The following is a 505-nucleotide window of genomic DNA, read 5'->3' as shown; positions in this document are numbered from 1 at the left end:
GTGCAGGGGTAGCCCAGCATGTCGACCAGCGTGCGCAGTTCTTGCGAGGCATTACTGAGCAATACGCCGCCGCCGGTGTAGATATAGGGCCGTTTGGCCGCCAGCAGCAATTGCAGGGCCTTGCGGATCTGCCCGCCATGGCCTTTGCGCACCGGGTTGTAGGAGCGCATCTCAACGGTTTGCGGATAGCCGTTGTAGGGCACCTTGTTGAAGGACACGTCCTTGGGGATATCGACGACCAYGGGGCCGGGCCGGCCGCTGCGGGCGATATGAAACGCCTTTTTCAGGGTTTCGGCCATGTGCCGCGCATCCTTGACCAGGAAGTTGTGCTTCACGATGGGCCGGGTGATGCCGACGGTGTCACACTCCTGGAAGGCGTCCAGGCCGATGGCGTGGGTGGGGACCTGTCCCGTGATGATGACCATCGGGATACTGTCCATGTACGCTGTCGCGATACCGGTCACGGCGTTGGTCACGCCTGGGCCGGAAGTGACCAGCGCCACGC

At 62.9% G+C, this 505-nt stretch carries 1 protein-coding gene; it reads right to left on the bottom strand.

Annotated features, from left to right (window positions below):
• Positions 1 to 505 (bottom strand): thiamine pyrophosphate-binding protein (locus AC1DWI_RS26095; RefSeq protein WP_477726325.1); only part of this gene is annotated, 505 nt, incomplete at both ends.

This window comes from Polaromonas sp. P3_C2 (genome assembly GCF_056402675.1).
Note: the sequence above shows the minus strand (reverse complement) of the source record. Positions and strands in the feature narration are given on the sequence as shown.